This is a genomic window from Litorivita pollutaquae (assembly GCF_003205515.1).
Lineage (GTDB): Bacteria > Pseudomonadota > Alphaproteobacteria > Rhodobacterales > Rhodobacteraceae > Litorivita > Litorivita pollutaquae.
On sequence record NZ_KZ826483.1, the window covers coordinates 198,892 to 220,491 of the forward strand.

The 21,600-nt window shown below is 58.4% G+C and carries 19 protein-coding genes; 9 read left to right on the plus strand and 10 right to left on the minus strand.

Translation table 11 applies throughout. From position 1 onward, the window contains the following. Positions 1-202: 202 nt before the first annotated feature. Positions 203-1,189 carry a zinc-dependent alcohol dehydrogenase family protein gene (locus tag DI396_RS07495; protein ID WP_110795574.1) on the minus strand — a complete coding sequence of 329 codons (987 nt, stop codon included), beginning with the start codon at positions 1,187-1,189 and terminating at the stop codon, positions 203-205. A gap of 193 nt (positions 1,190-1,382) precedes the next feature. Continuing rightward, a complete protein-coding gene (locus DI396_RS07500) occupies positions 1,383-2,228 on the minus strand; it encodes an enoyl-CoA hydratase/isomerase family protein (protein ID WP_110795575.1) in 846 nt (281 codons plus the stop codon). Positions 2,229-2,623: 395 nt separating this feature from the next. On the opposite strand from DI396_RS07500, the gene DI396_RS07505 reads away from it, so the two are divergent. The 6 genes from DI396_RS07505 to DI396_RS07530 all read left to right on the plus strand — a co-directional run bounded on the left by DI396_RS07505 (position 2,624) and on the right by DI396_RS07530 (position 6,679). Beyond that, the gene (locus DI396_RS07505; RefSeq protein ID WP_235851779.1) at positions 2,624-3,613 is read left to right on the plus strand and encodes a thiamine pyrophosphate-dependent dehydrogenase E1 component subunit alpha; all 990 of its coding nucleotides are present in this window, start codon (positions 2,624-2,626) and stop codon (positions 3,611-3,613) included. A 15-nt stretch (positions 3,614-3,628) separates the two neighbouring features. Further along, positions 3,629-4,648, plus strand: coding sequence for an alpha-ketoacid dehydrogenase subunit beta (locus DI396_RS07510; protein WP_110795577.1), 1,020 nt, complete (start codon positions 3,629-3,631; stop codon positions 4,646-4,648). 75 nt (positions 4,649-4,723) lie between these two features. Continuing rightward, on the plus strand, positions 4,724-4,957 hold the full coding sequence (locus tag DI396_RS07515) for a biotin/lipoyl-containing protein (RefSeq protein ID WP_110795578.1): 234 nt from the start codon (positions 4,724-4,726) through the stop codon (positions 4,955-4,957). Beyond that, entirely contained in the window at positions 4,954-5,625 is a 672-nt protein-coding gene (locus tag DI396_RS07520; RefSeq protein ID WP_110795579.1) for a 2-oxo acid dehydrogenase subunit E2, read from the plus strand. The genes DI396_RS07515 and DI396_RS07520 overlap by 4 nt, the downstream gene beginning before the upstream one ends. Then, positions 5,622-6,320, plus strand: a complete 699-nt coding sequence (locus DI396_RS07525; protein WP_110795580.1) for a lipoyl protein ligase domain-containing protein — start codon at positions 5,622-5,624, stop codon at positions 6,318-6,320. The genes DI396_RS07520 and DI396_RS07525 overlap by 4 nt, the downstream gene beginning before the upstream one ends. Before the next feature lie 56 nt (positions 6,321-6,376). Next, positions 6,377-6,679: a DUF1330 domain-containing protein gene (locus DI396_RS07530; RefSeq protein WP_110795581.1), complete on the plus strand. Its 303-nt coding sequence runs from the start codon at positions 6,377-6,379 to the stop codon at positions 6,677-6,679. A gap of 211 nt (positions 6,680-6,890) precedes the next feature. On the opposite strand, the gene DI396_RS07535 is transcribed toward DI396_RS07530, so the two are convergent. The 3 genes from DI396_RS07535 to DI396_RS07545 form a co-directional block, all read right to left on the minus strand. After that, the gene (locus DI396_RS07535; RefSeq protein WP_162617178.1) at positions 6,891-8,657 is read right to left on the minus strand and encodes a sigma-54-dependent Fis family transcriptional regulator; all 1,767 of its coding nucleotides are present in this window, start codon (positions 8,655-8,657) and stop codon (positions 6,891-6,893) included. A 167-nt stretch (positions 8,658-8,824) separates the two neighbouring features. Next, on the minus strand, positions 8,825-9,607 hold the full coding sequence (locus DI396_RS07540) for an SDR family NAD(P)-dependent oxidoreductase (protein WP_110795583.1): 783 nt from the start codon (positions 9,605-9,607) through the stop codon (positions 8,825-8,827). A 42-nt stretch (positions 9,608-9,649) separates the two neighbouring features. Next, positions 9,650-10,426: a CmcJ/NvfI family oxidoreductase gene (locus tag DI396_RS07545; protein WP_110795584.1), complete on the minus strand. Its 777-nt coding sequence runs from the start codon at positions 10,424-10,426 to the stop codon at positions 9,650-9,652. Between the two features lie 157 nt (positions 10,427-10,583). On the opposite strand from DI396_RS07545, the gene DI396_RS07550 reads away from it, so the two are divergent. Then, positions 10,584-11,489 (plus strand): LysR family transcriptional regulator, encoded by a 906-nt coding sequence (locus DI396_RS07550; protein ID WP_110795585.1) that lies wholly within the window; start codon positions 10,584-10,586, stop codon positions 11,487-11,489. 717 nt (positions 11,490-12,206) lie between these two features. Here DI396_RS07550 and DI396_RS07555 read toward each other — a convergent pair. The 3 genes from DI396_RS07555 to DI396_RS07565 form a co-directional block, all read right to left on the minus strand. Beyond that, positions 12,207-12,524, minus strand: coding sequence for an RcnB family protein (locus tag DI396_RS07555; RefSeq protein ID WP_110795586.1), 318 nt, complete (start codon positions 12,522-12,524; stop codon positions 12,207-12,209). Between the two features lie 526 nt (positions 12,525-13,050). Further along, on the minus strand, positions 13,051-16,140 hold the full coding sequence (locus DI396_RS07560) for an efflux RND transporter permease subunit (RefSeq protein WP_110795587.1): 3,090 nt from the start codon (positions 16,138-16,140) through the stop codon (positions 13,051-13,053). Further along, positions 16,137-17,261, minus strand: coding sequence for an efflux RND transporter periplasmic adaptor subunit (locus DI396_RS07565; protein WP_110795588.1), 1,125 nt, complete (start codon positions 17,259-17,261; stop codon positions 16,137-16,139). Before DI396_RS07565 ends, DI396_RS07560 begins: the two co-directional genes overlap by 4 nt. Positions 17,262-17,579: 318 nt before the next feature. Here DI396_RS07565 and DI396_RS07570 point away from each other — a divergent pair, with 318 nt between their 5' ends. After that, positions 17,580-18,650 (plus strand): IS1595 family transposase, encoded by a 1,071-nt coding sequence (locus DI396_RS07570; RefSeq protein ID WP_162617179.1) that lies wholly within the window; start codon positions 17,580-17,582, stop codon positions 18,648-18,650. Between the two features lie 26 nt (positions 18,651-18,676). Here the strand turns inward: DI396_RS07570 and DI396_RS16920 are convergent, their stop codons facing one another. Together DI396_RS16920 and DI396_RS07580 are read right to left on the minus strand one after the other, a co-directional pair. Beyond that, positions 18,677-19,045, minus strand: a complete 369-nt coding sequence (locus DI396_RS16920) for a nuclear transport factor 2 family protein (RefSeq protein WP_110795590.1) — start codon at positions 19,043-19,045, stop codon at positions 18,677-18,679. A 589-nt stretch (positions 19,046-19,634) separates the two neighbouring features. Then, a complete protein-coding gene (locus DI396_RS07580; protein ID WP_110795591.1) occupies positions 19,635-20,741 on the minus strand; it encodes a CobW family GTP-binding protein in 1,107 nt (368 codons plus the stop codon). 76 nt (positions 20,742-20,817) lie between these two features. On the opposite strand from DI396_RS07580, the gene hisI reads away from it, so the two are divergent. Next, complete coding sequence (hisI, locus tag DI396_RS07585) at positions 20,818-21,291, plus strand: phosphoribosyl-AMP cyclohydrolase (protein WP_110795592.1); 474 nt, start codon at positions 20,818-20,820, stop codon at positions 21,289-21,291. Positions 21,292-21,600 lie beyond the last annotated feature (309 nt).

The window sequence follows — 21,600 nt, forward strand, 5'->3', positions numbered from 1 at the left end:
TGTTGGAGCAACTTTGCTGCACAACACTTATTGATATGCATCCGCGTGATAAATGGCCGTATTTAGTAATCAAAATTCGGTTAATGTATATAATTGACGGTTTGGGTTGGGGCGCAATTTTTCTTTGAAGTCCTATCCCGGAAAACGAATGGCGCAGCGAACCGAAGCCCGCCGCGCAATGCCGAACGCGCCTTGTGGAGCGTTATACGTCTACGATCACCTTGCCGATTGCCTTGCCGCTGGCAAGTCGGTCATAGGCTGCACCGACTTCTTCAAGGACAAACCGAGGCTCATCCACCACCGGTTTCAGTGCGCCGCTATCTACCAGCTTTGCCAGTTCGGCCAGGATCGTACCGTGATCTGCACGGTCTTTGTCGTGCAGCATCGGGATCAGCATGAATACGACATGCAGTGAGGCACCCTTCAGGTGGGCGGGGGACAGGTCAAGCTCCGCCAGCGCGAGGGTGGTGGCCACGTGGCCGTTCAGGGCGACCGCGTTGAATGAGTTCGTCAGGTTGCCAGCGCCGACTGTATCCAGCACCGCATCAAAACCTGTGCCGCCTGTGTGTTTGGCGACATAATCCTCGACGGTTTCCGCCTTGAAATCGATCGGTTCGGCACCAAGGTCGCGCACAACGGAGAGGCGTTCATCGCCGCTGTCGGTGGCATAAACCTCCGCCCCCAGTGACCGGGCCAGTTGCACGCCGATGTGCCCAACGCCGCCGGAACCGCCATGGACAAGCACCTTCTGGCCTTTGCCAACGCCAGCGCGCTTGAGCCCCTCATAGGCGGTGATCCCGACCAGCGGGATCGCGGCCGCTTCGCGCATGGACAGGGACTGCGGCTTTTTCGCGATCAGCCTTGCATCCGCGGGCATGTATTCGGCCAGAGCGCCCTGAAGATCCGCCAGACCACCGGCACAGCCATATACTTCGTCGCCTACGGCGAACCCGCTCACACCCTCGCCGACCTCTTCGATCGTGCCGGCGAAATCCATGCCCAGAACAGCGGGGGCGGCGGGGGCAAAACCAAGGTCCGTGCCCATGTTGCGGATCATCGTGTCGATTGTGTTGATGCTAGTTGCCTGCACGCGGACAATAACCTGACCGGCGCTCGCGGTTGGTTTGGGCAGCTCGGTCAATGCAAAGGGGGAGTCGGGTCCGTATTCGGAGAGGGCCATGGTTTTCATCGGATTTTCCTTTCGATGTGTTTGTTGCCACTGAGCTAACACGTGTTGTTTTGCGGGGTAATTGGTAGAAATCGGAGTTCAGTTTTCGGATTTTGAGGGTAATGGCGCAATCCACGCGAGGAGGGCGGCCAAACAGAAAGAACCGCGCCATGAAAACCGGCGCGGTTCCTGAGTGGTGGCCTCGCAGAGGAATTTAAGTGATGTCTTGAACCTTCATGACCAGTTCGCCCCAGTTGCGCTGGTTCTCGATGTCATGTTCCAGGCCTTGGTCATCCGCAATTTGGAACCGTTTGACCGCAGGCGTTTTGCTGGTTGCCTGATAGAGCCAGTAGGCCTCCGCTTTCAGGGCCTCATCGATGGGCTTGTCGATGGATTCGTAAACCATCTGTTTGCAGGCATTGATCGACTCGGCTGGGAATTGGGAGATGCGTTGGGCCAATGCGTCAACATATGGGCCGATCTCGTCGGGCTCGAGCGCCTTGTTTATTGTGCCGAACCGTTCCGCATCATCTGCGTCGTAATCATTCGCGCTTAAGATGATTTCCAGTGCTTTGCCCAGACCAGTCTGTCGGGCCATACGCGATGCGCCGCCACCACAGGGCAGAATGCCCATGCCGACTTCCATTTGCATGAATTTGAATTTTCCGCGTGCGGCGAACCGCATGTCGAGCGCCAGAGCCAGTTCATGGCCGCCGCCGCGCGCAAAGCCTTCGAGTTTGGCGATCGTCGCTTGGGGGGCTTTGCTGATCCGTTCGCAGATGGCTTGGAGGTCCAGCAGCTGCGCGTCCTCGCGTGACACGGCCTGTGTCGACATGTCTTTCAGCAGTTCGGTATCGTAGTGCGCGACCCAGATTTCTGGGTGTGCAGATTGGAAGACGACAACCTTTGTATCCCGGTCTCGTTCAAGCCGCATGGCAAGGCTGTTAAGGTCGGCGAGCATCTCTTGCCCCTGAACGTTGGCTGATCCGAAATCGAAGGTCACGGTTAGGATCGCGCCGTTCTGGTTTGCAGTAAAGGTCTGGAAGTTTTCGTATTTCATTGTTTCTCTCCGCTGTTATGCCCTGTTTTGCACAAGGCTTGAGTTGTGAACCGAGGAAGTCGATTTCCTCATGCCCTAGACCTTGAGTTAACTTCGTATCCAAATAAAGATACTAAAGATTGGTTCAGTATTCGGATTTTGTATATAAATGAGTGTGGCGCTATTGATTCCCCTCGGACGACGGGCATTGCCTGCGGGGCGCAAACCGCACCGCCACTTGCCGAACTTGCGTCACGCTCTGGCTCAATGTGTCTCAAACTGTCTCACGGTGAGACAGTTTGCGCGATCAAGCCCCGCGTGGGCGTCAGCACCGTTGTTTTGCGGCCTAACAGGATCAATCCTAACCATAGCGTTAATGCGGCAGGGAGATGCCGTGCACATGGGAGGAGGAATTCATGTCACCAACACGTGAAGAACAACACTGGATGTATCGCAATATGGTCACGAGCCGTCGGTTCGAAGAGGCCATTGCGAAGATCTATTTCGAGGGGAAATCACCGGCGTTCAACATGGCCAATGGGCCGATCCCGGGTGAAATGCACCTGTCCGACGGGCAGGAGCCAGTGGCGGTGGGGGTTTGTGCGCACCTGACTCCCGAGGATGTGGTCACAGCCACCCACCGTCCACACCATCAGGCTATCGCCAAGGGCGTTGATCTGGATAAAATGGCCGCCGAGATTTTCGGTAAGAAAACCGGTCTATCTGGCGGTCGCGGCGGGCATATGCATCTGTTTGATGATGATGTGAACTTTGCCTGTTCCGGCATTATCGCGCAGGGCATGGGGCCTGCGGTGGGGGCCGCGTTATCGCGCAAGATGCAGGGTAAGCCGGGTGTTGCCGTTGCCTTCGTCGGTGAAGGTGCGGTGAATCAGGGCGGCTGGCACGAGGCGATGAACCTCGCAGCCGTTTGGAATCTACCCTTTATCTGCGTGGTCGAGGATAACGGCTGGGGCATTTCTGTCGCCAAGAAAACCGCCAGCAGCATCGCAAGTCATGCAGACCGCGCGGCGGCCTACGGCATTCCCGGCAAACGGATCGAGGGCAACGACCCCTACGCCATCTTTGAAGCAGCGGGCGAGGCGATTGCACGGGCGCGCGCGGGTGAAGGTCCATCGCTGCTGGAATGTGAAACCTACCGTTTAGCGGGTCACTTTATGGGGGACGCCGAGGCCTACCGCCCTAAAGGCGAAAAAGACGCGCTATTTGAGAAGGATCCGATCCCCAAAATGCGTGAAAGATTGCTTGCCGATGGTGCCGCCAGCGAGGCGGAACTGGACACGATCGAGGAAGAATCTGCCGCACGCGTTGACGCAGCGATCAAATTCGCCCGCGAAAGCGATGATGCAGCACCTGAAGACGCGCTGACGCGTGTGTTCGCAGCATAATTGGGAGGAAAAGACATGACCAAATCGAACGAAAGAAAATTGACCATCGCCCGGGCTATGGCCGAAGCCACCGCACAGGAAATGCGCATCGACCCCTCCGTCTTTGTGATGGGCGAGGACATCGGCCCCTTGGGCGGCGTCTATGGCAACACCCGCGGATTGATCGAGGAATTCGGGGCGGAACGCATCCGTGACACACCGATTTCGGAAACCGCCTTTATCGGTGCCGCCGTCGGTGCGGCGCAGGATGGCATGCGCCCAGTGGTCGAGCTGATGTTCGTCGACTTCTTTGGCGTCTGCTTTGATGCGATCTACAATCTGATGGCCAAGAATATCTATTTCTCCGGCGGCAACGTGAAAGTGCCGATGGTGTTGATGACCTCAACCGGTGGCGGCTATTCCGACGGTGGCCAGCATTCGCAATGTCTGTACGGCACCTTTGCCCACTTGCCGGGGATGAAAGTTGTGGCCCCGTCCAATGCCTATGACGCCAAGGGGTTGATGACGGCCGCCATGCGCGACGACAGTCCGGTGGTTTACATGTACCACAAGGGCCTGCAGGGCATGGGCTGGCTTGGCACCGAGGCGGGCGCGACTGTGCATGTCCCAGAAGAACCCTACACGCTGGAAATCGGCAAGGCCAAGGTCGTTCGCGAAGGCAAGGATGTATCGATCGTCAGTTGTGGCATGGGCGTTCATAATGCGCTCAAGGCGGCCAAAACGTTGGAAGCGCAGGGCGTCAGTGCCGAGGTTGTCGATCTTGTCAGCCTTGTGCCGTTGGACCGTGACACCATCCGCGCCAGCGTCGCCAAAACCGGCAGGCTGATTGTCGTGGACGAGGACTACATGAGCTATGGTCTGTCCGGCGAAATCATCGCATCCGTGACCGAGCATGATATCTCGGTTCTCAAGGCCGCGCCGAAACGCGTTGCCTTCCCTGATGTGCCGATCCCATTCGCGAGGGTGATGGAGCAATTCTGCCTGCCCAACCCTGACAAGATCGTCGCCGCCTGGGACGAGATGCAAGCGGCCTGAGCCAACACATACCCACCACTCACAGACCAACGGGGGCGCCTGAAGCGCGTCCCCGAACAGGAAAGGACACTCCAAATGGCAACAGATATCGTCATCCCATCCGACCTCTGGGAAGAGGACGAAGAAACAGTGATCACCGGCTGGCTTGCCAATGATGGCGCAACCGTCGAAGAAGGCGCGCTGGTGGTCGAGATCATGACCGCCAAGGTGCAATACGAGATCAACGCACCGGCCTCTGGCATCCTGCGGATCAAGGAAGAGGCGGATACCGTTGTGCCCAAGGGGGCCGTCATCGGGTCGGTCGAATGACCAAGGTCGTCCCCCTCAAAGGCGTGCGCGGCATGATCGCGGATGCCATGACCAAAAGCCTTGCGACAGCCGCGCAGCTGACCCACCACGGCAGCGCCGATGCGACAGCCCTGAAGGCGGAGAAAGTCCGTTTGGGCGAGGCAGGCACCAAGGTCTCGGTTGAGGACCTTTTGATGCTGGCCGTGGTACGCGCCCTGAAAAAGAACCCCGACGCAAATGGCCGGGTCGAAGGACGCGAGGTGCATTTGCCTGATGCGGTCGATCTGTCGGTTGCCATTGCCTTGCCCGGTAATCTTTTGGTCGCACCTGCCATGTTTGGCGCTGATGAGATGGATGTGACCGAATTGCGTGCGGCGCGGCAGGATTTGGCCGCGCGGGCCAAGGTGAACAAGCTGACCGTGACGGAAATGACGGGCGGCACATTCACCGTCTCGAACCTTGGCCTGACGCGGGTGGAACATTTCACGCCGATTATCAATGCGGGGCAAATCTGTATCCTTGGTATCGGGCGTCTGACGGATCGCGCAGCGCGGGGCGCGGATGGCGGAATTGAGTTGCGCCCTCATGTAGGCCTGTCGTTGACCTTTGATCACCGCGCGCTTGATGGTGCACCGGCGGGTGATCTGCTGACCTCGATCTGTGAAGAGATCGAAGGGATGGCGGTGTGAGCGCAGCCCTTACATATGTGGAGGGCGTGGCCGAGGGGCTTGCCCTTGAGGCCGCGGCGTTCAGGGCGCAGGGCGCTTTCACCTGTCTCTGGAGCCCGCGTCGCCGCGCGCTTGTTTGTCCGGCGAGCCTCCGGCGCAGGCCCGGATTTGACGTGGCGAAACGCGATTCAGCCACGCGCGGCTGGCCGTTGCATCTGCGCCCCACGGGCGGCGGTGCGGTGCCCCAAGGACCGGGGGTTTTGAACCTCGCGCTGGCGTTTACGGCTGATCGGACATTCACCATCGAGGACGGATACCGCCTGATTACACAGATCATTCAGGATGCAATCCCTGCCGGTTGGACCACGGGTGCGACCCCGAACAGCTTTTGCGACGGCGCATGGAACCTGTCCCTGAACCGCCGCAAAGTCGTTGGCACGGCACAGCGCATACGCCCAGTTGGCAATGGACAGCGCCGCATTCTGGCCCATGCGCTGATTTTGGTGGAGGGCGATCTGGCCGCCGGGGCAGCAGCCGTCGATGCATTTCACCGTGACCTTTCCCTTGGCCCAATCGATGAGAATGTTCACACGACGTTGGACAGGGCCATCCCGTCGCTGCGTGATCCGATGAACACATTGGCCGCTTCACTCAATGAAATAGCACAGCGCGACATCCTGCGCGCAACACAGCATTTCGGTCGCCGAGCGGCCTGAACCCAGGCCCGTGTGAACGACAAGGGCAATCGATACCAAAGAGGAGGATCCAACCCATGACAGCCTATTCAGTACTGGCCGTAACACCCACCGACGACAGCTGGATCCCCGGCTATATCGAGCCGGTCGGCGAGATCATCGCCAAACATGGCGGCAAGTATATTGCGCGCACAACCAGCCACGAACAGGTCGAGGGCGAAGACCAGCCCGCAGCCCTGCGCGTGATCCTTGAATGGCCAAACACGCAAGCGGCTCATGATTTCGTAAACGACCCCGACTATGCGCCCTATCTTGAAGCCCGCCACAAGGGATCGACCAGCGTGCATTTCATTATCGACGGCAAGGATGATCTTGCCTGACCACCACCAATAGCGGCGGTGTCCTTGCTGACGCCGCTGCCGACGACTGTCTTTAAGGAGCCCAAGAATGACCAGAAAGACCTATAATGTGATCGTGATCCACATTCCGTCATACTCGGCATCCGAGGCTTAGCGAAATGAAGCACAAACGTTTTTTTGGCCGCTTATGAAAAGGCGAGCCACATTTAGGACAAGGCAGGCCGGCCAAAGTTCAGGTCGGCCTCCGGATTTCGTATAGCTTTAGTTTCCGGTTGATTGTCGCTCGCCCCATGCCAAGCATCCGAGCGGCTTCGCTGACATTCCACCGGCTGTTGCTGAGCGCATCAAGAATCATGCTGCGCTCGTCATAGACAGGCACCAGATTGGCAGGTGCGGTAGCGCAGGCCGGCGCGAGTATGGCAGTGGACAGAGGGGCAGCTATCGCGGATTGTTGCAAATCAAGCAGGTTGATCCGGTTGTCCTGTGCCGTGGCCAATGCGTTTTGAAGCGCGCCGCGCATTTCGCGGACATTGCCATGGAACGGCAGGCGACAAAGCGCATCTTTGGCCTCGGCACTGAAGGTGACGTTACGACCAGTCAGCTGCGCGCACAGGGCCTGTGCCAGAACCTCGGGATGTTCACGCATGCGGAGGGGAGGTAGGAAAACCTTTGAGCCTGTTAGAAGATAAAATAGGTCGTCTCTGAAATGGCCCGCGTTGACGGCGTCTATCAAAGGTTTGCGGCTGGTGGAAACCACACGCAGGCGGCTGTCCTGGCCAAGGTCATCCGTTTGGTGGCGGTGTTCTTCCTGTTCATTCAGGAAACGTCGCAGCTCTGCCTGCGAAGCGCGCGGCAACTCGTCCACATTGTCAAACACCAAGGTTGTGCGAACGGCGTTGCCATAGGACATTCTTGAAACGACGCGGGCTTGCTCAATGACCCTGCGCAAATGGTCTGTGTCGGCGTCACAGTCGCCAAGCGTCGCACAATCCAGATCAAAAACCGGTGCGTCAGGGGCATCGGTTTGCAGCAATGCGGCCGCAAGCGCGGATTTCCCGGTTCCGGTTTCGCCTTCGAGGTGCAACATGGCTGTGTTTTCCAACATCGCTTGCGCGCGGCGACAGGCGGCAGCCATGCTGTGACTTCCGGTCGCCAATTGCTGTAGCGATGGTGGCAAGCGCCGTTTGCGCGCAGGGCCGGACGACAGCGGCTTGGACACCCGTTGGGGCGCGGCGGTCTTTGGCAAAGCAACCGTCAGGTTTACGTTGGCCCCATGATTGCCTGGTATGGAAAGCACCCTTTCAGGCACATTCACCAGCCGATTGCTATCGACGCTAAAGATTGCCTCGAACGCCTGACCTTTCAGCGATGCCGCGTTTGCGCCGTCAAGGCAGATGGAAACCGTCGAAGTGGCACCGATAATCATCCCTGCCTCATTCACCGCGACCAGAGCATCATCTGACAGGACGTGATCGCGCCCCCCGCGCGAGACGGTGACAAGCATCGCGTCGTTAAATTCCTTTTCAAACAGGTTGCGCTGAATGCGATGCGCGGTCTTTGCCAATAGCTGCTGGCCGAACAGATAATCTGCGCGATTACCCCGATCGACAGAGACAAGATTGATTGCACCAATCATCCCCCCGTTGGCATCCAGTATCGGAACGCCGGTACAGGCGAACTGCCTCAGCGTCGAAAAGTAATGATCCGCACCACGCACGGTGACTGCGCTCCCCGTCCGTAAGGCCATGGATACACCGTTTGTACCGGCCAGGCGTTCGTCCCAACATGACCCAAGGGCGATGCCATTCCAGCCGTCAGAGCCACTCGTCGCCCCGCTATGCTCAATCCGAACAGAGACGCCATCGGCGTCGGTAACAACCAGACAATGACCGATTTCGCCCGCGACCGAAGCGAGATGTTGAAAGAAACCTTGCCTGCCGCCGGTGCTCTCGACGATCTGTTCAAGTCGAGGGGCCACTTCGGAGGATTGGAGGCGCATGATAGGCCGCCCGGTATCGTGCCGCAGGTTATACTGCCGCGCACACCGATCCCAGGATGCGGCAATCGCATCCGTTTGATTTGAGGTAATGAAACCTCCCATCACGTCTCCTCCCGACTCTTATCTTTATGCGCAATCCCCTTGATCGGCAAACGTTTTAAGACGCCTCAAGCGCCAGCCAACTCACTAATAGCCGCCATCAGTTGCGCAACATGTGCGCGGTCGGCGGCTGCGGGATGGGGCCGTGCGATGCGTCCTGCATCGTTGTCGTAATATTGCCCAGAGGCGTTGGCGAATTCATCGGACACTGCCGCACGGCGCAGGATGTCAGCCCCGATCCGCAGGTCATTGCCCGCCATTCCATAGGATTCCTTGACCATTTTTGTGGCAAGAAGAGACCCCGGGTTGACCGAGACAAACATCGGCCCGTCGGGGTGTTCGCGCGCCAATTCCTGCGACCAGATTGTCAACGCCAGCTTGCTTTGCGCATAGGCCTCGTTGTGGCCAAGTTGTTGCTCACCGCGCATGGCCTTGATGTTGACGGGGGCTTGCGCGGCTGACGAAAGGCTTACGACGCGACCGTCTTTGGGGACGATTGGCAGCAGGCCAACGGTCAAAGCCCAAGGTGCGATTGTGTTGACCATGAAACGCACATCCAGCCCGCTGTCCGTGTGTGTGTTGGGAACCTTCAGAACCCCGGCATTGTTGATCAACACATCCAGGGTGTCATGTTTGGCACGGACATCTGCCACCAAGGCGTTAACATCCTCCAGCAGCGAAAGGTCAGCGCGGAAGGTTTCCGGATTGCCCCCGACCTCGCGTGCCGCGGCTTCCAACTTGTCCGCGCTGCGCCCGTGCAACAGGACGTTGTGGCCCTCAGCAGTCAGCGTCTTGGCTGTCAAAAGGCCGATCCCGTCCGTCGCGCCGGTGATAAGAATTGTCTTGGTCATGTGAATGTCTCCTCGGTTGTGCAAGGCGCGGGTTGGCGCTCTTTAATAGCGAACCAACGTACGGCTCTCGATGCTTTGGCGGGGCGTCGTGACTGTCGGGTCTTCGACCAGATCAATCGCACTGTGGCCAACGCAGGGGCGGCCGGAATTGTCGTAGATGTTGAAAAACGCGACCTCGTCAGGCGTCATCCGTGAGCGGTAAACCCATTCATGCCCAGCGTCTTTTGCCAACCCCATCACCTGCCCCTTGCGATCGGGGTAGATCAAGTCAATCACGATCCAATCTGCGTCTCTGACCGTCGACGGCCGAATAAAGCCAAGAGGTGCAGAATTGATCGGGTTCGCGATCGGGCGCCAGACGTTGATAAAGGCATAATGACCCTGCGCCCATTCATCGGCCTTCTCAGGGCCAAGAATATCCACAAGACGCCTTTCCGCACCCTCGCGGCTATAATCGCTGTGGACGTGGCGGGCCGGGCGGCGCTTGGCCTGCGGATCATCGATGCGTACTGTATGGTCAAAGGTGATCACCTCTTTTGCGCCAACTTCCTGTTTCAATAGATCGGCCAGTTCGGCATCATATCGGCTCTGCCAATTGTCGCCTTTGAAATTCGATATACCCGTCTGCGTGCTGGCAAAAGCAAAGCCATCCTCTGCAAAATCCGTGGCGGCCTCGCAGTTCCGTTGATCCTTCAATGCGATTTTGGCAGCGAAAAACTCCGGCTCGATGAGGTTGCCAGCAATGCCATCCACATCAATTTCGAACGCCTGCCGAAACGGCTTGTGGACGTGATAATTTACGGTTCCGGTCTGTGTCATCAGAGACTCCTTTCCATCATGATCGGGCCAGTCTGCTCGGCGGATTACCGCAAAAGCCTTGAGTTGATGTCATCCTTAGGATGCGAATTTATACCTTGTGTTTCGCGCAATAAACTGCCGATAATGGAGTTCACTTTCTTGATTTTGGGTATAATTGATGGAAACTGATCACCTTCGTCTGTTTGTAATGGCGGCAGAGCGGCTAAATATCAGTGCTGCGGGTCGTGAACTTGGCCTTGCCCCTGCCGTGGCAAGCGCGCGCCTTGCCAAATTGGAAACCGAGCTTGGGGTGGAGCTGCTACGGCGCACCACCCGCAAGGTTTCATTGTCACTGGAAGGGGCGGATTTTTTGCCCTATGCTCGGGAAATTCTTGCGCAATCAGAGGCCGCACAGGCGGCGTTGGGCGGCAAGGATGTCGGCGCCCAAGGCACCTTGCGCTTTGCCGCGCCCAGCAGTTTCGCACAGTTGCACATCATGCCGCTCTTGCCCGAATTCCAAACCCTTTTCCCCGATTTGACGCTGGACCTGCGCCTTTCGGATACCAGTTTTGATGCCATCGAAGGCAGTTTTGATCTGGCTCTCAGAAGTGCCCCACTGGCGGACAGCAGTTTGAAGGGTCGGAAGCTGTCGGATGACACCCGTGTTCTGTGTGCATCGCCAAGCTATCTGGAAACCCACGGTACTCCCACGCACCCGTCCGACTTGTCAAACCAGCGTTTCATTGCGTGGTCCAACCTTGAACCACGTGAATTGCTTAGCACCGAGGGTGAAATTGCAAAGCTTGATCCCCAAACCATGACATGCCGGACAATCGTCGATGACGGCGACGCGCAACGCGAGGCGACGGTATCAGGCATCGGAGTTTCAATCAGCTCGCTGTGGAATATCGAACACGAAATCGCGGCAGGACGTTTGGTTCATATACTTCCGGATTGGTCCTTGAACGAGCGCACACTCCTATGGCTTGTCTATCCCCGTTCCAATGTTTTGACTCCCAAAACCAGGATATTCATTGATTTCCTGATCAAACGGTTGGGAAACCGATCTGCCTGGTCGATATGATACCGAGGCCCTTTGAGGCATGGTTACAATTCACTAATCAGAAGGCATTTCGGTGAACTCGCGCTTCCTGAGTGTGGGGTATTGACAGCACGGTTCAGAGGCAAAACTTCCTATACGTCACCTTGAAATAGAATGCGTACTTACCCGGCATGGGACAAATATCATGTGGCGATGCGGTGCGATCTGAAAGCGCAAACTTGGTTCTCAGTTAACTATTGCATTTCGGAAGTAACACCATTGCGCTGGTCAAACCTCTCGAGGCCTCTTCACGGTCTCTCCGACGAATTGACTGGCTCAGACCCAGAGTTTGCCGCTGCGGCTCATTCGAACCTGATGGTTCTTACGAATTGAGCGAATGTCTCCTTTGAGTGGCCGCATCGCAGCATCGGGAGTGCGTGCTGAGAGACCGGTATGGGCCGGTAGCGGCGATCGTTTCCGAACGGGTGGATATCCTAAGCCAAAGCGATATCAGTTGCGCCTGTTCAGAGAGCTTGTTCGCCCGTTCGGACAGATGCGCCTCATCGGCCTGATGCTTTTCTGCATGGAGGCGATAAACACGGCGCATGATTTTGCAAAAGGCGCAAAAAGGGGACGTCGGGCCATCTGCGCGCGGTTGCTTCCGGCCTAAGCGCCCGGCGCGTCCGTCTTCGCCTGTTTCGGCCCAAGTGGGCGCGCGGGAGCGGGCGTCATCAACCTGACCCACGCTTTAGGCACCTCTCAGTTGATCAGTGCCTTCACCAAAAGCGTTGCAGCTGCCGCAAGGTAAATGCTGTCTCCATTCACGACATAGACTTCGTTGCGGCCGGGGCGCGGAAGGCCACGTGCGCGCCAATTGTTGACTACGACCACCTCCTGTTTGCGGAACCGGTGCCCGACGGCATGCCGGTGCTGCTGTTTGACCACCTTCACTTTGGCGCCGTGATGCTGGGCGCTGTGCTTTACGACTGTTCTGTCCGCCATGGCGGTGATCGGCATGACAGCTGTGGCGGTCGCCAAAACAAAAATTGCTGCGCATCGTTTCATTCGGTTCTGCATAGGATCCTCCTCATTTGCACTTCTTATTTTACGTTGGTGCTGCAGGTTTCCGTCGCTGAAACATCTAGGCGATGTGTGATCATCCGCGTTTGGGTGGGCGATCTTGGACGTCAGAAGGCTGTAATATTGACGCGGGCAAACGTCGCCCGCCGTGGGGCGGCGGCGCTCAATGGGGATTGCAGGGTATCTCTTGGATCGAAATCAAGCCGGAGAGGGCGGGGGGCATTGCCTGCCGTGCGGGGGGGCAGGCTGTCGTTCTGGAGGTGCTATGAGCGTGCTTTACCGTCTCGGTGACGCCAGACATTTTGCGAGCCGGCGCACCGGATTTCACGCTCCAGGATTTCAAAGAGCTTGCGGCCCGCCGGATGGGTTTCTCTCGATCCGCCCAAGAAGGCACCAGGACGGAAAGAGCCATGCGCGACCCTTCGCAGATGCCATGGGCCAGACCAACGGCGGCTGGTCTTGATCCGGGTCGCCGTGACCTTCTCCAAAGCCACCTTGGCTTCGGCTCCTGCATGATACGGCGCTATGGGCGCGCAGTCGCCTCGACTTCGGACCGGAGTCTTCGCGCCGCACTCCCCGGTGCGCTGCCCCAGATGGTGATCCAGCGGTAGAAGATCGGCGTCAGGAAGAGGGTGAACACCGTGGCAAAACCCAAGCCACCAACGATCACCCAGCCTACGGCGATGCGGGCTTCGGCACCCGCGCCGGAGGTCAGGATCAGGGGCAGGCCACCAAAGACCGTTGAGACCATCGTCATCATCACCGGCCGGATCCTCAGGCGCAGCGCGCCTCGGATGGCGCTGTCGATGTCCTCACCCGCTTCGCGCAGCTGGTTTGCAAACTCGACGATTAGGATGCCGTTTTTGGCCATGACCCCGATCAGCATGACAAGACCGATCTGGCTGTAGTAGTTCAACGATCCGCCGGTGATCGAGATTGCCAGTAGCGCGGCGGCAAGGCCGAAGGGCACCGTCATCATGATGACAACCGCGCTGGCAAAGCTTTCGAATTGGGCCGCGAGGACCAATAGCACGACGATCAAAGCCACGCCGAACACCATGTAGATGCCGCCTTGGGAATCGTCCAGCGTTGCGGCCTCTCCGGTGAAGGTAATGCCCATGCCGTCAGGGAGAACCTCTTCGGAAATCGTAAGCAACCGGTCCATTGCGGTCGACAGGTCCACACCCTCGCCTAGGTTCGCCTGCATGGACACGGACAAGGCGCCGCCCAAACGTTCGATCTGCGCATCACTCACCACCATGTCCAGAGACGCGACGGTAGAAAGCGGGATATAGGCGCCGCTGTCGAGGCGGATAGACATGGATGCAATGTCGGAGGGATCGTCAATTGGTGGCCCGCCGGGGACCACATTCACGTCTGTCTCTACATCGTCGGAAAAGACGCTGACGGCCACATCGCCTTGGACCATGGCGCTCACGAGCGCGGTAATATCGGCGGTTTTAAGCCCCATGTCGCCTGCGGCGCTGTCGTCTACCGTCACTTCCAATTGTGCATTGACGCTGTTGTTCGACAGTTGCGGGTTCAAGAAGGTTTGATCTTGCGACATTGCGGCGGCAAGCGTGTCGGCCGCTTCGGTCATATCGGCGAGGTTCGTGCCGGTTACCGCGAAGCTCAGCCCGCCGCCCGCGCCGCGAATGTTGAGGCTGTTGGTGGAGCGGGCGCTGACCTGAACACCGGGCACTGCGCTCAGTTGGCCGCTGATCTTTGCAATTAATTCTTGCTGGGTGAAGTCGCGCTCGGCCCAATCCGGCAAGCGCACCACGATAAAGGCACTGGTGCCGCCACCGACTCCGATGAGGCTCTGCACCGTTTCGATCTGTCCGCTCTCTTGGTAAGGGGCGAGGATGTCTTCGACCAGCAAGACTTGCGTGTCGAGATAATCAATCGTGGTGTCCGAGGCACCGCGCGCCTGCACGAGGAAAAAGCCACGGTCTTCTTCGGGCGTGACCGTGGAGGGCAGCGTCATCGCGGCCCCCATGGCGATGATGGCGAAACCAATGGCGACGGACAGAACCAGCAAAGGCGTGCGGATGGCGAAATCCATCACCCGGTCAAAGGCGCGGGACAGGGCGCCGGGTTCTGATGGTGCCGCATTGGCCTGCGTCTTGCCGGGGTCCAGAAGGGCCGACAGGACCGGCGCGAGGGTCAGCGCGGTGATCGAAGACAGGGTGACCGCGAAGGCCAGCACAAATCCGAATTCCGAAAAGACCCCGCCCGCCTGACCGGGCAGGAAGGAAATCGGGATAAAGACCGCAGCGAGCGTCGCGGTGGTGGAAATGACGGCGAAGAAAACCTCGTTGGTGCCCGATGCGGCGGCAGCGAAGGCTCCCATGCCTGACTTGCGCTTGCGCACGATGTTTTCGACCACAACGATGGCGTCATCCACCACCATTCCGGTTGCCAGAACCAGTGCGAGCAAGCTGATCGTATTGACGGAAAACCCCGTGAGCCAGATCGCGGCAAGCGTGCCGATCAAGGCCACCGGGATCGTGACCGCAGGGATCAACGTCGCCCGCGGGGAGCGCAAGAACAAAAAGATCACCGCCACGACGATGCCGGTGGCCATAAGGATGGATTTGACGACCTCCGTGATGGATCCCTCGATAAAAACTCCGTCATCGGAGGTGACCAGCAGCTGCACACCGTCGGGCAATTGATCGCGCAACTCCTCCACGGCGATTGCAACGTCGCGCGAAATCTCCAAAGTGTTGCCAACCGATTGTCGGGTAATGTCGAGGCCAATGGCCGTTTCTCCGTTCACACGGGTGTAGACGTTCGCCTCTTCAGGGATCAGTTGGACCAAAGCGATATCGGCCACTTGGGTCGTGTCGTTGATCGGCAGTTGGTTGATCGCCGCGACAGTGACATCCGCGTTGCCGACCCGCAGCGAGAGGGTCTGCGATTCGCTTGAAAGCGCGCCAAGGGCGGTGTCGTCGCGCAGCTGCGTAAGCGCGGTCGACACGTCAAAGATGGTCAGTCCACGGCTTAAGAGGGACGGCATGTTCACCGTCACCCGGAATTCGTTGGCACGGTCGCCGCGCACCGTCACTTCGGCGATGCCGTCGATCAAGGAGAGGCGTTCGTAAACCGTGTTTTCAGCAAGGTGGGTCAGCGTGTCGAGGCTGGCATTCCCCAATAGCGCAAGACGAATGATCGCGTCAGCGTTGCTGTCACTCTTACTGACGCTGGGGTCATCGATATCGTCAGGCAAAGACCGCAGGGTGCCCGACACGATCTCGCGTGCCTCATTGGCGGCCACGTCAACATCCGTGCCATCAGAGAGGTCGATGGTGATACGGCTCGATCCGGTGCTGGAGGTTGATTCAATAAAGGACATGCCCTCAAGCGCGCTCAGCGCATCTTCGAGGACCTGGGTGACTTCGGTGTCTACCGTGCTCGCCACCGCGCCGTCATAGGTGGTCCGGACGGAAATCACGGGGTTGTCCACATCAGGCATTTCGCGGATATCGACGCTGGTGAGCGCCGCAAGACCGGCGATAATGATCAGCAGGTTCAGCACGATCCCAAAAATGGGCCGCGCAACAAAAACATCGGCGAAACCGGCTTTATGTGCCCTTTTTTCGAAACTCATGCGCCCGGACCTCTGCGTGCGCCGGCGGCGGTGACCTGCGCGCCTTCACGCAGCTTGGATGCGCCTTCGGCGACGATCTGCGCGCCAAGGGGGGCATCTGTCTCAACCCAAACCTGATCTCCCTCGCGGTAGCGGATGGTCACGGGAAAACGGCGGGCTTTGCCGTCCTCGGCGGCCCAAATGCCTGCACCGGTGCGATCCCAGGTGATTGCTGTTGCAGGCACGACAGGCAGCGGATCGGTGTCTTCGGTCATGCGGATGGCAAAGGTCATGCCCGCAAGCAACACGCCTTCTGGGTTTTCGATTTCCGCCTGCACGGTGGCGCTGCGGGTCACGCTGTCCAGCCGACTGTCGAAAGCGGTGATTTCACCTTCAAAAACCCGCCCCGCATAGGTCGGAGTCGAGACGAGAACCCGCTTGCCTTCCGCCAAAAGACCGATGGAGCGTTCGGGCACTTCAAATGTGGCGAGCAGGCTGCTGGTGTCATCAATCGTCACGATGGCATCCCCGCTCGACAGGCGGTCCCCGACGCTGACGTCGCTGAGCCCCAATTGACCGGAAATCGGGGCCACGATGGTGCGATCGTCGAGTGCGACCTCGGCCAGCCCCACATTGGCTTCGGCCAACCGCAACGCTACGCGCGCCTCCGAAAGCGCCACGTCCGTCACGACGGAACTGCCATTGCTGCGCAGGCCCTCATAGCGGGTGACCGTGGCTTGGGCCTGATCTCGGTTGGCCTCAGCGATCTCAAGCGCCAGCCGTTCGGTGCGATCATCCAGACGCAAAAGAACGTCGCCCTTTTCCACTCTTTGATTGGCCCGCAGCGCGGTTTCAATCACCTCGCCCGCATCGGTCGCGGTGACTTCGGTGCGGTGCAAGGAGACAGCGCTGCCAATGGTTCGCAGAACAAGCGTGTATGCGCGCGCTTCCAGCGGGGTGAGAACAACTGTCGTCGCCCGGCCTTGCCCCCGCCGCCCGTCTTGCGCGCTTTGGGGGGCAGCGGCTGTTTCGGTGGCGCGGCCGCCCCAGAGCTGTGTAACTTGCTCGGGAACACCGAACCCCACGCCATAAGCGCCCGCGATGATGGTGAGGGACAGGATAGTGAAAATGAATTTTTTCAATGTCTTTTGGCTCCTAAGGGGCGCTGTCTATGCGAAGATGTGACCGCAGTTGCTGCGCATTTGGCGACCGCGCCGGAACGCTGCCGTGCCGAATAAGGACGTGGCAGGCGGTGGCTGAAACCAGTCAGGGGCGTCGCGAAGCGTTTTGTCATCAAGAGGGTCCCTGCGGTGTATATGCTTCTTGTGATACGGTCATGGAAACGCATTCCGTCGCACAAGTTTGGTTTTATTATAGGGGGTGTCCGCAAACCGTGTTGGTTCACTTCGTTTTAATCTGAAAGGGCCTATATTACCTCGCTTTTCCAGCGGAGGATGCCCTTGCTACACTACGACTTTCGCCGTTTTCTCGATGCCCTCGACGACTTGAACCCGGCCCAGATCGAGGACGCCCAAACAAAAATCCGTGATCTCCGGCGAAAGACGGAGGCGATTTCGGAGATCGAAGCACGGACAAACCAAGGACACAAGTGTCCGTTTTGCGGCGGCGAGCGACGCCAGAAGTGGGGCCGCACAAGGACCAAGGTTCAGCGTTACCGATGCACTGACTGCCAGAAGACCTATTCGGGCCGGACAGGGAGCGCCATTGGCCGCATCCATCGTCCTGACCTGTTAATGGTCGTGCTGAGAGATATGCTGGGCTCATCTACGCCGCAGTCGGTTCGCAAGCTCGCGAGGCAGCTCGGGTTCAACAAATACACGGTCTGGCGCTGGCGTATGTTGGTTTTCTTGATCATCGGTAACAGCACCTCATCGGCGAGCTTCTCCGGGATTATCGAGGCAGATGAGACCTACCAGCGGGAGTCTCGAAAGGGATCGCGCGAGTGGGTCCGTCACTTCGCTGACCCACTGAACATCCCAAACCCGCCGCGTCCGCGATGGGAGGACTTCACGACGCAGGGGTTGAAGATGATGCGCGGGCTGTCGAGGTGGCAGCTCCCCATTCTCACCGTCACCGACCGTGGCGGTTCTCTTCTCTTCCAGCGGCTACCGAACCGTAAGAGCGCAACGGTGGAGCGCGCGATGAGACCTTTGGTTCCGGGCGATGCCGTGCTCTGCTCGGACGGAGGGAACGGTTATAAGAACCTCGCGGCTGCGCGCGGTCTCGAACACTTCGTGGTCGGCAGCAAGCCAGGCACACGTGTGGCCTCAGGCTGTTATCACATCCAGAACGTCAACTCGCTCCACGCCCGCCCGCTACGGAACCTTCATCAAGCCGTTCTGCGGTCCGGCCACCAAGAACTTGGCCAGCTATATTCGATGGCTGGAGGTGCGGCTGATAAAGATGCGGCCAGCGGATGTGATCAAGGCGTCATAAAGCCGGGGCTGTTAAACGGGATGCTGCCTGCGTCGAAGCGTGGCGACCGTGCAGATCCCATCTGTCGATTATAGTGTCGCCGATTAGGAGCCGTCGTTTTTCAGCACGCTGTTCCTTGATGGAAACGAAGCTGCCAACGATCCTTTATCTGGGTCCACAGCGATGAACGGCGTCCTATTTCAAGGTTGTCACCATACCGAACTTCGCTCGTATAAGTCGCGAGAGCCACACCCGGGGCTATCAGGTCTACGGAGTAGCCAGGTAGAGGAAGCGTAGCATCAATGACCGCGCCTCCATCAGGCTGGAACAACAGCTCGGACCTTTCGTAGCAACGACCGGAGCGGCCCACTTCGGAGAAATCCGGAGCAAATGTGCGATCCATAAGAGCGGGGTCATACCGCGTTTCCACTCGCCATAGAGATTCCTCAAGATTCTTGAGCAAACTGCGGTCTTTTGACGATAACTCCATAGATTCCTACTTCCGGTTTCAGGTTTTGTCTGCGGCGAGGCCGTCAGGCCAAGCGGGCATTCGCGGCTACACAGAATGTATCTGGTTCTTCGGCGCGTAGCCAACCAACACGATTTGCGGACACCCCCTTATTATAAGGCAACAGGGAATTGCTATTCACCAGTGTGAGATCGGTGACACATAGCGCGGGCCGAGCACGACTGTTGAAGCCTGACGCAAAAGCAGGCGCCTTTACCACCGAAACCCGCAGAAACCGCTATGAGCCTGAGGCTTTTGCGCTGTATAGGCGCAGTTTCACCTTCGCGCGTATCCTTTGAGCACGGATTTCCGGCCCGTTTGAAGGGACAGACAATCGCCGCGTGCCTGAGACAAAAAACGTTTGCGCATTGTGGCGGTGGGTGATGCCTCTGTATCTAACGTTCGGAGCAAATCCATCATGTTGGATGTGTTGCATTGCAACATGCCGCAAATATTTTACATCGCCGGCGCGCGGAGCGTGCCACGTGGAAAGCCCGGTGCGCCGCTGCTATTTATCGGCACTGGCCTTGGCCGGGCGGCGCAAACCTCGCGTTGTGATGGCCTGACGGGATTATGGGGTGGGTAGGCTATGCTCGATCAAGCCGCCGGCACCCTCACCCGGTTTCGAGCGCATGCGCAACATGGCAAGGCTCTCCTCCAGATCGGATTTCGGTATGTCACGCGCGATTACGACCACGCGGCTTGTGTGATTGCCTTCCGGCCAGTTTTCCAGCGGCACGGGCGGCTCGAAAATGTGCTGCACCCCATGGAACACAAAGGGCCGCGGAACATCCTCGATATGCACAATCCCCTTCATCCGCAGGATGTCAGGCCCCCGAAGGGCAATCAGTGTATCCAGCCAGAAGTCAAAAACCTGAGACGGGATCGGGTCATCCAGCGTGATCGAGGCTGTGGCAATTCGGTCGTCAGACGCATGATGCGAGGGGCCGGCGAGTTCGACCAGTGGATCTTTCTTCGGTAGGGTCATTCCGGAAAGACCAGCGAGCGGATCGGGTGCCGGAGCCGCCAGCCAGTTCAGGGCATGATCTGGTGCCATGGTGCGGCGCAATGCGCCAAGTCCGAACAGCATACCGGAGGGCACCGCACCTTTATCGGCTGTAATTCGCTGTGTGCCGGGGCTCAGCTGATCAAGCCGCGCAGTCAACGCTTTGATCGTCGCGGTATCCGCCAAATCGCATTTTGTCAGAACAATTCGATCGGCCATTGCGACCTGGGTTTGTGCTTCTTCGTGGCGCAAGAGCGTCGCAGAGCCCAGAACCGCGTCGACAGCGGTTACAATTCCGTCGAGTGCGTAGTTTGGCGCCAACACCGGATCAACCAGCAGTGTGTGATGGATCGGACCCGGATCGGCCAAGCCCGTTGCTTCGATCACAACACGGTCAAAGGAGAGTTCTTTTCGTGCGCGCCGTGCGAGAAGGGAAATAAGTGTCTTTGATAGGTCGCCCCGGATTGTGCAGCATATACATCCGGCAGACATCAAAACAACATCTTCTGCGGCTTCCTCAATCAGATCATGGTCGAGCCCTGCTTCGCCAAACTCGTTCACCACCACCGCCACACGTCCTGCGGAGGGATCATGCAGCAGGCGGTTCAAAAGGGTTGTCTTTCCCGCACCAAGAAAGCCGGTCAGAAGGGTGACGGGGATCGGATCGATCATGCGGTGGCTCCGGGGTTGCAGATTTCCGTTGATCGTGATTGTTATAGTATAACAAGACAAACAACAAGGCCTGCCAATGCCAAGAATAGAGTTCCACGCCCGCCGCACAATCGAACAGGTCGAAGAGGGCACGCAGCTTGCGCCCCGGTTCGGAGAGGATGGCCTGATCCCCTGTGTCACGACCGACGCTTCCACCGGTCATGTCCTGATGTTGGGCTGGATGGATGCGGATGCCTTGCGCCTGACATTGGAGACGCGCGAGGCGCATTACTTCAGCCGGTCACGACAAGCGCTCTGGCGTAAGGGGGCGACATCGGGCCTTGTGCAGCGCGTAATCGATGCGTGGATTGATGATGATCAAGATGCGCTCTGGCTCAGGGTCGAGGTCGCAGGTTCGGGCGCGTCGTGCCATGTGGGCTATAGGTCCTGCTTTTATCGCGCAGTCCCAACGGGCGCAGAAGCTGGTCGCGCGTTGAGGTTCACTGAATCCGAATTGGTTTTTGACCCGGTGACTGTCTACGGCGATGCGCCGAATCCAACGCAGTTATGAGCTTGGCCTTCGATTTCCGGCAAAAAACCACTGTGCTTTGGCATGTCCAACGGGTCAAACGCATGGTGCGCGAAATGGGAGGGTTTGGGCCGCACATGCTTGTTTCGGTCACGGAAATAAACTGCGATGATCCGGCTTGCCCTGGACCCGCGACGCAGATCACAGTCCTAGGCCTCGATGTCCTCCGCCGCGTGTTCGTGATCCATCGCCCTGTCGCAGAAGTGACGGCTGCCGATTTAGGGATATTGAGACATTGAAGGGCTGATTTGCCCGCCCCGAAATTGACCTCACTTTGAAAACGGGCCTCAC